The 13,166-nt window shown below is 43.4% G+C and carries 19 protein-coding genes; all 19 read left to right on the forward strand.

The genetic code is table 11. The annotated features are described in order from the left end of the window. Window positions 1–411, forward strand: a complete 411-nt coding sequence (locus PXH59_RS09875; protein ID WP_285811513.1) for a hypothetical protein — start codon at window positions 1–3, stop codon at window positions 409–411. 74 nt (window positions 412–485) lie between these two features. Further along, a complete protein-coding gene (locus PXH59_RS09880; RefSeq protein WP_285811514.1) occupies window positions 486–821 on the forward strand; it encodes a hypothetical protein in 336 nt (111 codons plus the stop codon). Continuing rightward, window positions 818–1,096, forward strand: a complete 279-nt coding sequence (locus tag PXH59_RS09885; protein WP_285811515.1) for an ANR family transcriptional regulator — start codon at window positions 818–820, stop codon at window positions 1,094–1,096. The genes PXH59_RS09880 and PXH59_RS09885 overlap by 4 nt, the downstream gene beginning before the upstream one ends. Next, on the forward strand, window positions 1,083–1,271 hold the full coding sequence (locus PXH59_RS09890) for a PerC family transcriptional regulator (protein ID WP_285811516.1): 189 nt from the start codon (window positions 1,083–1,085) through the stop codon (window positions 1,269–1,271). The genes PXH59_RS09885 and PXH59_RS09890 overlap by 14 nt, the downstream gene beginning before the upstream one ends. Then, on the forward strand, window positions 1,271–1,516 hold the full coding sequence (locus PXH59_RS09895; RefSeq protein WP_285811518.1) for a hypothetical protein: 246 nt from the start codon (window positions 1,271–1,273) through the stop codon (window positions 1,514–1,516). The genes PXH59_RS09890 and PXH59_RS09895 overlap by 1 nt, the downstream gene beginning before the upstream one ends. Beyond that, window positions 1,509–2,273: an ORF6N domain-containing protein gene (locus PXH59_RS09900; RefSeq protein ID WP_285811519.1), complete on the forward strand. Its 765-nt coding sequence runs from the start codon at window positions 1,509–1,511 to the stop codon at window positions 2,271–2,273. Before PXH59_RS09895 ends, PXH59_RS09900 begins: the two co-directional genes overlap by 8 nt. Continuing rightward, window positions 2,270–2,800: a beta clamp domain-containing protein gene (locus tag PXH59_RS09905; RefSeq protein WP_285811521.1), complete on the forward strand. Its 531-nt coding sequence runs from the start codon at window positions 2,270–2,272 to the stop codon at window positions 2,798–2,800. Before PXH59_RS09900 ends, PXH59_RS09905 begins: the two co-directional genes overlap by 4 nt. A 76-nt stretch (window positions 2,801–2,876) precedes the next feature. After that, window positions 2,877–3,215, forward strand: coding sequence for a DUF551 domain-containing protein (locus tag PXH59_RS09910; protein ID WP_285811522.1), 339 nt, complete (start codon window positions 2,877–2,879; stop codon window positions 3,213–3,215). Between the two features lie 105 nt (window positions 3,216–3,320). Further along, window positions 3,321–3,581, forward strand: coding sequence for a pyocin activator PrtN family protein (locus PXH59_RS09915; RefSeq protein ID WP_047768541.1), 261 nt, complete (start codon window positions 3,321–3,323; stop codon window positions 3,579–3,581). 229 nt (window positions 3,582–3,810) lie between these two features. After that, a complete protein-coding gene (trmN, locus tag PXH59_RS09920; RefSeq protein WP_047768515.1) occupies window positions 3,811–4,578 on the forward strand; it encodes a tRNA(1)(Val) (adenine(37)-N(6))-methyltransferase TrmN in 768 nt (255 codons plus the stop codon). Window positions 4,579–4,856: 278 nt separating this feature from the next. Further along, the gene (gene rpoE / locus PXH59_RS09925; protein ID WP_047768512.1) at window positions 4,857–5,432 is read left to right on the forward strand and encodes an RNA polymerase sigma factor RpoE; all 576 of its coding nucleotides are present in this window, start codon (window positions 4,857–4,859) and stop codon (window positions 5,430–5,432) included. A gap of 45 nt (window positions 5,433–5,477) precedes the next feature. After that, window positions 5,478–6,125, forward strand: coding sequence for an anti-sigma-E factor RseA (gene rseA / locus PXH59_RS09930; protein WP_285811524.1), 648 nt, complete (start codon window positions 5,478–5,480; stop codon window positions 6,123–6,125). Continuing rightward, window positions 6,125–7,084, forward strand: a complete 960-nt coding sequence (rseB, locus tag PXH59_RS09935; RefSeq protein WP_285811525.1) for a sigma-E factor regulatory protein RseB — start codon at window positions 6,125–6,127, stop codon at window positions 7,082–7,084. The genes rseA and rseB overlap by 1 nt, the downstream gene beginning before the upstream one ends. Next, window positions 7,084–7,548 carry a SoxR-reducing system protein RseC gene (gene rseC / locus PXH59_RS09940; protein WP_285811526.1) on the forward strand — a complete coding sequence of 155 codons (465 nt, stop codon included), beginning with the start codon at window positions 7,084–7,086 and terminating at the stop codon, window positions 7,546–7,548. Before rseB ends, rseC begins: the two co-directional genes overlap by 1 nt. Window positions 7,549–7,776: 228 nt before the next feature. Then, the gene (lepA, locus tag PXH59_RS09945; RefSeq protein WP_047768505.1) at window positions 7,777–9,573 is read left to right on the forward strand and encodes a translation elongation factor 4; all 1,797 of its coding nucleotides are present in this window, start codon (window positions 7,777–7,779) and stop codon (window positions 9,571–9,573) included. A gap of 22 nt (window positions 9,574–9,595) precedes the next feature. Further along, window positions 9,596–10,567, forward strand: a complete 972-nt coding sequence (gene lepB, locus PXH59_RS09950; protein WP_285811527.1) for a signal peptidase I — start codon at window positions 9,596–9,598, stop codon at window positions 10,565–10,567. Window positions 10,568–10,794: 227 nt separating this feature from the next. Next, window positions 10,795–11,475 carry a ribonuclease III gene (gene rnc, locus PXH59_RS09955; protein ID WP_047768501.1) on the forward strand — a complete coding sequence of 227 codons (681 nt, stop codon included), beginning with the start codon at window positions 10,795–10,797 and terminating at the stop codon, window positions 11,473–11,475. Continuing rightward, on the forward strand, window positions 11,472–12,377 hold the full coding sequence (era, locus tag PXH59_RS09960; protein WP_285811529.1) for a GTPase Era: 906 nt from the start codon (window positions 11,472–11,474) through the stop codon (window positions 12,375–12,377). The genes rnc and era overlap by 4 nt, the downstream gene beginning before the upstream one ends. A gap of 9 nt (window positions 12,378–12,386) precedes the next feature. Next, complete coding sequence (gene recO / locus PXH59_RS09965; RefSeq protein WP_285811530.1) at window positions 12,387–13,124, forward strand: DNA repair protein RecO; 738 nt, start codon at window positions 12,387–12,389, stop codon at window positions 13,122–13,124. Window positions 13,125–13,166 lie beyond the last annotated feature (42 nt).

Raw genomic sequence — 13,166 nt, forward strand, 5'->3', positions numbered from 1 at the left:
ATGACAACATTTAAACCCATTGAAAACGTAACTGATTTGGAAATCCTGATCGAACCACGTGAAGTTTATGTCGTTCGTGGTGCCAACAAAGCGTATTTGAGTGAGAGTGGCGCGTTAAATAAACTGGCCTATGTTCGGGCGCAGAGAGAGTTTAACAAGGAAGGCAAGGAAAGTAACTTCCCCAGCAAAAAAGTTAAGCAGGAAGACGGAACCACTGCATTTGAACTTGGCAAGATGCGCCCTGAGTTTATGGAACGGCAAGCTCAGGTGCTGGAAGAACTGAAAGCCGATATCAGGCGAGAGAAAGAAAAGATAGCACTACAGAAAAAGTATTCAAAAGCAATGAATGAAATTAATTCATTACATGAAAAGATATCTGAGTTAGAAATACAGATAGCCGAATTAGAATAATAAAAACAACAATACAAATTTAATTACAGCGCCATCGCTGGGGGATTGCTCACTCCAAAAACGGAGAATAGAAAATGACACAATCAGCTTTGCTTGAAAGAAAGCGAAAGACTCTTATTTACGTCAAACTCAGTGCATTACAAAAGAAACATGGTTGTCACTCTGTTATTGTAAAGGCAGGGAGATTTAATTACCAACTGGATTTAGACGAAGAAATATTGAATATAGCCTTAATCCGATTTTTTGAATTAGATGTATTTGCACTTAAGAGCAGACAGGAAGCAGAGGAACTTATTGTAAGGACATATAACAGTTTTTACACCAAGTTTGGAAATTTAACCAAAGAGGGCAATGAGTTTATGAATGAGATATTGAAACTCATTGCCAAGAAAACGGAGTCAATAACATGACAAAGAAAACATATTTGGATTTTGCTAATACAGCCATCCAGAAAGAGAAAGAAGAAAAGTACGACCTTGCCGCCGAATATTGGGGAAAAGCTAAAAACTTAGCAACCAGTCTTAATACTCAACTATGGGCTGAATATCGCCAATTACATAATGAAAAAAGACACTCATTACATAACAGTTACAGCAAGGTGTTAAGAATCAATGAAAATAAGCGCATAGCTTCGGAATTAAAAAAGCACATGAGAAAGCAGGTGGTGAATAATGACAGTATATGAACAGACAAAGGAATTAGCACAACTCTTAGAATACAGAAGTTTATTTCGTCGTGCTGCTGAGAAATGGGGTGAGGCTCTTTCATTATCCCATGATAAAAAACAAGAGCAGGAATGTATCAAAAATAATTTGCGCTGTGTCCGAAAAGCACAAATCAAAATACAGGAGGGGTGGTAATGGCGAAAATAAAAAAAAGAAGTAAAACCCGACAGGGACTTTATGGAATATATTTACCACATATTCACTATATGCGTTTTTCAGGCTGCGAAACAACGGGCGAGGATATTTTAAATAACCAAAAAGAATTTAATGGCTCACCGGAGCAAATTTTAAATAGTCCATATAACACACCGTTAACCAGAAATCAGCGTCGATTATTAAAAAAGATGGGATATAAATCAGAGGATATTGAGCATGACTAATAAAAATGAAGTAATCACCATTAATAAAACCCAAATGCCTGTCGTGGAATATCAAGAGCAGCGTGTTGTGACGTTTTCAATGATTGATCAGGTTCACGCGAGACCAGAGGGAACAGCCGGAAGAAACTTTCGTGAACACAAACCCCGATTCATTGAGGATGTAGATTACTACGAACTAGGTTCCGACGAAATTCGTCGCAACCTTCCCGGTGGTGTATTTTCAGACTTCACACCTAAAGGTGTTGTCATTACTGAGTCTGGTTACTTGATGTTGGTTAAATCTTTCACTGACGACTTAGCTTGGCAGATTCAACGGGAATTAGTGAACAGCTACTTTCGTGCACCACAAACAGCACTGAGCGAGCTTGAAATGATAGCCAGAATCGCCAGTCATACCGCCCAACAGCAACGCCAAATTAACCACGTTGAAGAAAAAGTGGATCAGGTGCAAGAAACTGTCGAGCAAATCAAGCGCGGGACTATCCCCGTAGGTTGGATTGGGTTCTCTCTGGCTGCGACCGAATCAGGGCTAACCAATAGCAAATGCCGCACTCTGGCTGAGCAGTACAACGTTCCTACACAAAGTGTCACTGTTATGACGCCGGATGGACAGCCCCGCCCGATGAAGGTCGTATTCAAAGAAGATTTCATGAGTGCGTTCCGATTGATGATGGGGGAAGCAGAAAAACGTGGCACTCGCTGGTCGCATCCCAAGATGGGGATCTTTCAGGTTATTGGATGGGAGGATAAGCAATGATTATTAACTCCAATTTATTACGCGCCGCATTGGTCTGTGTGGCTAAAAAAGACCCGCATTATTACCTGTGTGGCGTGCATATCACCCCTAAATATCTGGAAGCAACAAACGGCCACGTGGCCTTACGGTTGGAGCATGGTATTAACACTCGCCGTAAAGCTATCGCCCAGTTTCACGGGAAAATCCCAAAGAAAGCAGAGACAACGGAACTACATTTCACCAAAGAGCCTTATGCCGTGCACAGAGATATTGCGGGGGTGAGGGTTGGGTTTACCGTCTTATCAACACTGGATGGCCGCTTTCCTGATTTAGACCGGGTTATCCCAAAGAAAGTGGAAAACGTCATTCCTCACTTTCAAGCGGAATACTTGGCCTATCCTCACAAAATGTTTGGGGATGATTCGAAGTTTATTCCTGTTTCTATGTATCCATCCGGTATGACAGGCGCCTGTTTAATGAAGTTTGGCGACAACATCAATCAGCGTTATGGCGATCCTCTGTTTGTCGTCATGCCATGTCGAGTGTAATTGCAGGGAGACCGAAAATGACAAATGAGCACCGCCAAAAAGTGGGCCACGAAATAAAAAAGAGGGAGGAACAGCAATGATCAGCATCGATAACGCACAAAATGAAATTGGTTTATCCGGTCACATCGACGACGGGCGCGAATGGGCAGACTGGTTGTTGAAGAAGGCGGATGCAAATAATAATCCGCCAGTCATTCCTTGGGTCAGTGTTCAAGAAAGAATGCCAGAGAATGATGGTGCATGGCTTCGCCTGTGTCTTGTTTATGTTTCTTTTGGTTCTATTTCCCGTGCAGGTTACGACTACTGGGATACCGACACGCAGCAATGGTCAGAACACGAAAACGATGAAGTCACGCACTGGTGCTATATGGATGATGTTCCTGCTCCAATGAAAGGGGTAAGTTATGACCAATAACTCATTCCATCTCACACAAATCATCGCCTCAGTATGGGGCGATCCGGCTGATATCACCGATGCAATCTGGCATGCAGGATACCGGAAAGGAGTTGAGAAATGAAGATGAACACGACGTTCTTGTTAATGGCGGAATTTGAAACTTCGCAAATTCCTTTGTCGGCCATAGCAGAAAGATACCTCAAAATGAGTCCCGGAACTGCGGAACGCAAAGCAAATGAAGGAAAGCTGAATATTCCTACATACAAATTAACTGACAGTCAAAAATCACCGAGAATCGTTCATGTGAATGATCTGGCTGCATACATTGACGAACAAAGAGAGCTGGCCGTAAAAGAAGTGGAAAGAATGCAGGCTAAAAAATAAGCTAGCAAAACCCGTCAAAACTATATGGGTGCTATAGTATCAGCACCCCAATAGCACCCCAATAGCACCCCTATGTTATATATATTATTGATTAATAAAATAATGACAGCGATTATAAACAGGTTAGTCGTATTCTTCATCCTATAAAAGCATCCAATAGGCAGGTTACTTTTATCCATCGTCCATAAGATTTATGCTATGAGAAATTCTAATTTCAGCAGAATAGGTTATGGCATCGATACAGAAACCCGCTTTTCGCCGCGGTGGTTTTACATTTAAACAGTTTTTTGTTGGACATGATAAATGTGCGATGAAAGTCGGGACGGATGGTGTGTTGTTGGGCGCCTGGGCACCAGTATATAACAGGAAAAGATGTCTGGATATTGGATGTGGCAGTGGTTTGATTGCGTTGATGATAGCCCAACGTACAAAAGAAGATACCTTTATTGATGCGGTGGAGCTGGATGGCCTTGCTGCAATGCAGGCTGTGGATAATGTACAGCAATCACCGTGGCCTTCTCGCATTACGGTATATCAGCAGGATATTCACGGTTTCGTGCGACAACATATGCAACAAAATGCGTTGCGGAAAATTAACGCGCAATACGATTTGATTGTTAGCAATCCTCCCTACTTTGAGCCGGCGATTGCATGTCGAAACAAAGCTCGCAATCAGGCGCGTTATACGGAGTCATTGACGCATCAGGGGTTATTGGCGTGTGTACGGTCATTGCTTACGCCGACAGGGTTATTTTGTCTGGTACTCCCTTATGAAATTGGTGAACAATTTGAAAAAATGGCGTCAGATTTGGGGTGGTTTACCCATTTCCGCGTCAATGTTCGTGACAGGCAAGATAAGCCGTTGCATCGTTTATTATTGGGATTGTCACGGCAAGAACAGGACATCCAGGTGAGTGAATTAACGATTCGTTCCTCAGATGACACATATTCAGACGACTTTCGTCAGTTAATAACGGATTTTTATCTTTATTATTGAAGGTGTTAGCACTATTGAGATGGAGAATTGGATTTTTCGGTATAATAAAACAAAGGTTTTCTTTTTCTCAGTTTAAAATCGCGTGTCCTGTGAAATAGTGGCTATGATTTAGAAAATACAATACGAAAATAACAGGTGGTTGTAATCAAAATGACAACTAAAGTTGAACTTCACAGTGAACTGATACTCAAAGTCATGCTTGTTCGGGAAATCAGAACATCATATTGGTTTAATTTAAGTATAAATGTGGAGTTTTACCTCAGGAGAGTGAACCTCGGATGAGCGAGCAGTTAACGGATCAAATGCTGATTGAACGCGTCCAGAAGGGCGACCAAAAAGCATTTAATTTGCTGGTGATGAGATACCAGCACAAAGTAGCGAGCCTGATTGCTCGTTACGTACCTCAAAGCGACGTTCCCGATGTTGCTCAGGAGGTTTTTATTAAGACTTATCGGGCACTTTCTTCTTTCCGGGGTGATAGTGCATTTTATACATGGTTGTACCGTATTGCCGTTAATACTGCGAAAAATTATTTAGTTGCTCAGGGGCGCCGTCCACCATCCAATGATCTGGATGCCAACGATGCAGAGAATTATGATACGTCAAGTTCATTAAAAGAAATTTCGAACCCTGAGAACTTAATGTTGTCTGAAGAATTGAAGGAAGTGGTTTTCCGCACTATTGAATCGCTTCCAGAAGATTTGCGAGTCGCGATTACATTGAGGGAATTGGATGGATTGAGCTATGAAGAAATAGCCGACATCATGGAATGCCCTGTAGGTACTGTGCGTTCACGAATTTTTCGGGCAAGGGAAGCAATTGATAATAAAGTTCAACCACTGATCCAACAATAACTAGTGGAAACAGTGGGACAAAACAATATTGAAGGGTACTTTGGCATGCAAAGAGAAAAACTTTCCGCATTAATGGATGGAGAAGCTCTTGATAGTGAAGTAATTCATTTGGTCTCTGAAGATGCGGTCATGCAGAAACAGTGGGAGCGCTATCATCTGGTGCGTGATGTGCTGCGTGGCGATGTGGGGGATGTATTGCATTTGGATATTGCAAGTCAAGTCGCGTTGGCGCTTGAAAAAGAACCCATTCATATTAATCCAGCGGCTGTTCTGGAATCTCAGCCAAAACCTGAAACATGGGCTAACATGCCATTCTGGCATAAAATCCGCGCATGGAAGAGCCAAATTGCACAAATTGGTGTTGCAGCCTGTGTATCGCTGACCGTGATTATCGGTGTCCAGCAGTATAATAGTAATAGCAGTGTTGAAACAGATAACCAATTTGAGGCACCCGCTTTTAACACATTGCCTGTGATGGGGACAGCCTCAACAGTTGGTTTAGCTTCCCCAGCCGAAGAAGAAACTTTCGGTGGTGATTTGAGTATGCAAGTGCGAGAAAGCAATAAGCGAATTGATGCGATGTTGCAGCAATATGAACTCGCCCGGCGCATTCACTCTGAAAAAAATCATGGGGTCACTCAGGCTAATCCGGCTCCTGAAGAGCAAGTGCCACAACCGTCACAACAACCGTGATGAAACGGACTTGGGTTGTCGTTTTTTTATTGGCGAGTAGCCTGATAAATCCTCTAAAGGCCTCAGCGCAACAGAACAATGCTGAGGCTTTGTTACAGGATATGAGTAAGTCCGTGCAAACGCTGGATTATGAGCTTGGCTTCATCATCTTAGCACAGCAATTTCTCATTCCCTTACGTTACCGTCATGCCATTATTAATGGGCAGGTTATTGCTCAAATCATCCAAATGGATGGCTCACGTAGAGAGATTATCCAGCGCGGTGACCAAATCAGCTATTACGAACCTGGATTAGACTCATTTAGTATCCGTGGCGCTTATATCGTCGATTATCTTCCGCCGATCATCTTTGCCGATTTTGCACAATTGCAAAAATTTTATCGTTTTATTGATGCAGGCAGCACGAATGTCGGCGATCATCCTGTGAATTTTGTACGCATCATATCGAAAGATAAATCCCGCTATAACTATAATCTGCTGATTGATGAGAAAAATCATCTCCCTTTGCTGATAGACCTATTAGATAAGGATAATAAAACAGTCATTGAGCAATTCCGTGTCGTGTCATCAACGGTGAATGGCTATATTAAAACGGAATTGAATGTGATTACTGATTTGAAACTACCTCCTATGCTACTTATTCCTCCGGCTGATAAGTTGAAATTCAATTGGCTGGTTGGAAAAATGCCTGACGGCTTCAAAGAAATTTCACGTAACAGCCGGAAACTATCAGAGACAGAATGGTTAGAATCCATCATGTATAGTGATGGATTGTTTAATTTTTCTGTCAATGTGGTGAACTCAGATAAAAAGGTTGTTGATGAACAACCATTTCGACAAGGCAGAAGAACGGTTTATACTTTGGCCAGAGGCAAAAACAGCATAACAGTCATTGGTGAGCTGCCTTTCTCAACAGCCGAACAAATTGCAGCAAGTGTGACGATTACGGGGAAAAACTGATGGTTAAAGAGTGGGCAACGGTTATCCGTTGGCACAAAGGCCGGGCATTATTACGTTATGGTTCATCTTCAGGCTGCGGTAGCTGTCAAACCAAAACAGCCTGTGGTTCTTATTTACTGGAAAAGATAGGGCCGGAAAGCATCCATCAGTTGGAACTGGAAATTTCTCAACCCCTCCAACCGGGTCAGAAGGTGGAAGTAGGCATTCCTGAAAGCAGCCTGCTACGTTCAGCTATGTTGGTTTATTTGACACCCTTATTGGGTTTGTTTTTGGGGGCAGTATTTTTCCAATTTTGGACGCCTGTCCAATTATGGATCTGCTTAGGGGGGATTGGCGGTGGAGTCGCTGGTTTCTTCATTGCCCGCAAAATTGCTGCATATTGGGATAATTTGCAAGCGTACCAGCCTGTCGTGTTACAAATTGGCTTACCGCCTGATTCGATTAAGGTTCTACAGCAAGAATAATCTGTTTTACCCTACGAGTTTCAATTTTAATTTATCATTACTGAAAATAACTGGGTCATACTGAAAATGACAGACATGGCTAAGTTTTCACGGGTTTGGTTTTCGCGGGTTTGGCATGTAGAATACAGCGCTTCAGGCCAGTGGCCGAACCAATAAACTGTCGCTTTATGTCCATCAATGTGTCCATAGGCGAATGATTCAGAAATATTAAGGCAAAAAGATTTAATAATGAAGCAAATAAGAAATTTCTCCATTATCGCCCACATTGACCACGGTAAGTCCACGCTCTCTGACCGGATTATTCAAATCTGTGGTGGACTGTCTGATCGCGAAATGGCAGCACAAGTACTGGATTCAATGGATCTGGAACGTGAACGTGGGATCACGATCAAAGCACAAAGTGTCACTCTTGATTACAAGGCAAATGACGGGCAAGTTTACCAATTAAACTTTATCGATACGCCGGGGCATGTTGACTTCTCTTACGAAGTTTCCCGTTCACTGGCGGCTTGTGAAGGAGCCTTGCTGGTTGTTGACGCAGGCCAGGGAGTGGAAGCCCAAACATTGGCTAACTGCTATACCGCCATTGAAATGGATCTGGAAGTGGTTCCGGTTCTGAATAAAATTGACCTCCCTGCTGCCGAACCAGAGCGTGTTGCTGAAGAAATCGAAGACATTGTTGGTATTGATGCAACAGATGCTGTTCGCTGTTCTGCAAAAACGGGGGTAGGTGTACAGGATGTTATTGAACGTCTGGTGAAAGAGATACCGTCACCGGAAGGCGATCCTGACGCGCCATTACAGGCCCTGATTATTGACTCATGGTTTGATAATTACCTTGGTGTTGTTTCACTTGTCCGCATCAAAAACGGTACGTTGCGTAAGGGTGACAAAATTAAGGTCATGAGCACCGGACAGGTATATAACGCTGATCGTCTGGGTATCTTCACACCGAAACGTATTGACCGTGATATATTGAATTGCGGTGAAGTGGGCTGGTTGGTTTGTGCCATCAAAGATATTTTGGGGGCACCCGTTGGGGATACCCTGACAACGGCCCGTCAGCCTGCGGAAAAAGCACTCCCTGGTTTTAAAAAGGTCAAACCTCAGGTTTATGCGGGTCTGTTCCCAATAAGCTCTGATGACTATGAATCATTCCGTGATGCGTTGGGTAAATTGAGCTTAAATGACGCTTCATTATTCTATGAACCAGAAAGTTCCACTGCGTTGGGCTTCGGTTTCCGTTGTGGTTTCCTCGGCTTGCTGCACATGGAAATCATTCAGGAACGTCTGGAGCGTGAATATGATCTCGATTTGATCACAACGGCACCAACCGTTGTTTATGAAGTTGAGACAACCAGTGGTGATATTATTTACGTTGATAGTCCATCCAAGTTGCCGCCATTGAACAATATTGAGGAGCTGCGTGAACCGATTGCAGAATGTCACATGTTGTTGCCGAAAGAGTACCTTGGTAACGTCATTACACTCTGCGTAGAAAAACGCGGTGTGCAGACAAATATGGTTTATCACGGTAATCAGGTTGCACTGACTTATGAGATTCCAATGGCTGAAGTGGTTCTGGATTTCTTTGACCGTTTGAAATCAACCTCTCGTGGCTACGCCTCGTTGGATTACAATTTCATCCGTTTCCAGGACTCGGACATGGTTCGTGTGGATGTCTTGATTAACAATGAGCGAGTTGATGCTCTGGCATTGATTACTCACCGCGAGAATTCTCAATACCGTGGTCGTGAGCTGGTGGAAAAAATGAAGGAGCTTATCCCACGCCAGCAATTTGATATTGCCATTCAGGCTGCCATAGGAACTCACATTATTGCACGTTCTACCGTTAAGCAATTACGTAAAAACGTACTGGCGAAATGTTATGGTGGTGACGTCAGTCGTAAGAAAAAATTATTGCAGAAACAGAAAGAAGGTAAAAAACGCATGAAGCAGGTCGGAAATGTTGAACTGCCGCAGGAAGCCTTCTTAGCGATTCTGCATGTTGGCAAAGATAATTAACACAAGGTCGTAAGGAGTTCAAATGGCTAACACTTTTGCCTTGATATTAACGTTAGCAACGTTAATTACCGGTATTCTTTGGTGCATAGAACGATTTAAGTTCGCACCTGAACGTAAGAAAAGATTTGCTCACATCCAGGAACAGGCGACAGGCACAGAAGCTCAGGAAGCTTTGGCTAAAGGACTTAACAAACCGTCATGGGTTGAAACACTTGCCTCTGTCTTTCCGGTGTTAGCCATTGTATTGGTTCTGCGCTCTTTTGTTTATGAACCTTTTCAGATCCCTTCTGGTTCAATGATGCCGACATTGTTGATCGGGGATTTCATTCTGGTTGAAAAATTTGCTTATGGTTTAAAAGATCCCATTACGCAAACAACCTTGTATAAGACTGGCGAGCCTAAACGTGGAGATATTGCGGTTTTCAAATATCCGAAGAACCCAAGCATAGATTTTGTAAAACGCATTATTGGTTTGCCTGGGGATAAGATCGTTTACGATTACGTCAATAAAGAGCTTCAGGTTTACCCTGGCTGTGGCTGGAATACACAATGTAAGGGCGATTTACCTGTTACTTACCGGAATGTGTTCCCAAGTGAATGGACAATAAAAGAAAATATGACACCAGAAGGCGTTCGTATAGGTGGTGTTTATCAAGTGCCTGTCGATGAACCCGTCGGGCCATACGCTCTTCGCCAGGATGAAAGAGTCGAAACTTTAGGTCATGTGTCGCATCATATTTTGACCATTCCTGTAATACAACGTTTCCCTGGTTTCTCTCAAGAAGGCTTGCCAATGGGGACTTGGGTTGTTCCTGAGGGGCAATATTTTGCCATGGGTGATAACCGTGACAATAGTGATGATAGTCGTTCATGGGGATTTGTACCGGAGAAAAATCTGGTAGGCCGTGCAACCGCTATTTGGATGAGCTTTGAAAAACAGGAAGGTGAATGGCCTACTGGCGTGCGTTTCAGTCGAATTGGTGGAATTCACTAATATTTATATATTAGCGCAGCATTAATTTATCTCACAGTGTAGAATATTCTTTCAAACGAGATGACTGGTTCCTGAAGAGGATGAATACTTCGGGAACCAGTGCAAACGCAACAGTTTTGTAAGGCATATCGCAAAAAATGTTCCCAAGATAAATTGTGAATGGGTATCGCCTCACAGGTCTGTTGCGTGTGCTTTTATTTGATGAATTCTAACTGAATTGGTAGCACATGAACCCCATAATAACGAGCCGGTTACAACATAAGCTAGGATATAGCTTTAAACAGCACGATTTGTTGCTTCAAGCGTTGACTCACCGCAGTGCCAGCAGTAAGCATAATGAACGTTTGGAATTTCTTGGTGACTCAATCCTGAGTTTTGTCATTGCTAATGCCCTTTACCATCGTTTTCCCCGTGTTGATGAAGGGGACATGAGTCGCATGCGGGCAACATTGGTGCGTGGTAATACTCTGGCGGAGCTAGCCAGAGAGTTTGAGTTAGGTGAATGCCTGCGTTTGGGACCGGGTGAGTTAAAGAGTGGCGGACATCGTCGCGAATCCATTTTAGCAGATAGCATTGAAGCTTTGATTGGTGCTACTTTTCTTGATAGCGATATTCAGACAGTTGAAAAGATTATCCTGAATTGGTATGAAACCCGTTTGAATGAAATTAGCCCGGGCGATAAGCAAAAAGATCCTAAAACACGTTTACAAGAATATTTGCAAGGGCGCCATCTGCCGTTGCCTACATATCTGGTTGTTCAGGTTCGTGGGGAAGCACACGATCAGGAATTTACAATTCACTGTCAGGTCAGTGGATTTGAACAACCTGTCAGAGGAGTCGGTTCCAGTCGCCGCAAGGCAGAACAGGCGGCTGCGGAACAAGCATTAAAACAACTGGAGCTTGAATGAGCGAAGAAAAAAACTATTGCGGATTCGTTGCAATAGTCGGTCGGCCTAATGTTGGTAAGTCAACGTTATTGAATCAATTATTGGGCCAAAAAGTATCCATCACTTCCCGTAAACCTCAAACAACGCGGCATCGCATCATGGGGATCCATACGGAAGGGGCTTATCAAACCATCTATGTTGATACACCGGGTCTGCATATTGAAGAAAAGCGGGCGATCAACCGCCTGATGAACCGTGCGGCGAGCAGCTCCATTGGTGATGTCGAACTGGTTATTTTTGTTGTAGAAGGTACGCATTGGACACCTGATGATGAAATGGTGGTGAATAAGTTACGTCATTTGCGTTGTCCCGTCCTACTGGCTATCAATAAAGTGGACAATGTGACGGATAAAACCCTTCTTCTGCCACATATCGGTTTTCTTAGCCAACAGATGAATTTTATCGATGTTGTGCCGATTAGCGCTGAAAAAGGCATGAATGTTGATACCATTGCCAACCTGGTGCGTGATCATATGCCCCAGGCGGATCATCACTTCCCTGAGGATTACATTACTGATCGCTCACAGCGTTTTATGGCGTCAGAAATCATCCGTGAAAAACTGATGCGTTTTTTGGGTGAGGAACTCCCCTATTCCGTGACAGTGGAAATTGAGCAATTTGTTACCAATGAACGTGGCGGTTACACCATCCACGGTTTGATTCTGGTAGAGCGCGATGGCCAGAAGAAAATGGTGATTGGTAATAAAGGAAGCAAAATCAAGAAGATTGGCATAGAAGCCCGTCAAGATATGGAAAAGCTGTTTGATATGAAAATCCACCTGGAATTGTGGGTGAAAGTGAAAGCGGGTTGGGCTGATGATGAACGAGCGCTGCGTAGCCTCGGTTACATCGACGACTTATAAGGCTGATGTGTGGACGGCTGGCAGAGAGCCTTTGTGCTTCATGGGCGCCCTTACAGTGAAACCAGTTTATTGCTGGATTTTTTTACTGAAAATGAAGGGCGGGTACGTGTTTTAGCGAAAGGGGCACGCAGCCGTCGCTCCAACCTTAAAGGTTGCTTGCAACCTTTCACCCCGCTGCTTATTTGTTGGAGTGGGCGGGGTGAAATCAAGACATTAAGAGATGCAGAGCCTGTCTCATTGGCTCTCCCCTTAACGGGAAGTGTGCTCTACAGCGGTTTGTATGTGAATGAACTCTTATCCCGACTCCTTGAGCACGGAACGGCATATCCCGCACTTTTTTTTGATTACCTCCAATGTTTACAATCGCTTGCAGCGAGTGAATACACACCAGAATGTGCATTGCGTCGTTTTGAATTAGCGCTACTCACCAATATGGGATACGGGATAGATTATCTTCACTGTGCGGGCAGTGGTGAACCGGTATCGGATACCATGACATACCGTTATCGTGAAGAAAAAGGGTTTATCGCCAGTTTGGTTGTGGATCATTACTGTTTTACAGGTTATGAACTCAAGGCATTGGCAAGTCGTGAATTTCCCGATCAGGTAACCTTGAAAGCAGCGAAGCGTTTTACTCGCATTGCCTTGAAACCTTATCTGGGGGGGAAACCGTTAAAAAGCCGTGAGCTGTTTCGTCAATTCGTACGTAAAAAAACGGATAACCCCAACAAGAAAAATGAAAACTAAAGTAAGCCACTTTTTCATGATGAAGAGTGTAGACTTTATTAA

The organism is Xenorhabdus bakwenae (assembly GCF_030272115.1).
In the GTDB taxonomy this organism is placed as follows: Bacteria; Pseudomonadota; Gammaproteobacteria; order Enterobacterales; family Enterobacteriaceae; genus Xenorhabdus; species Xenorhabdus bakwenae.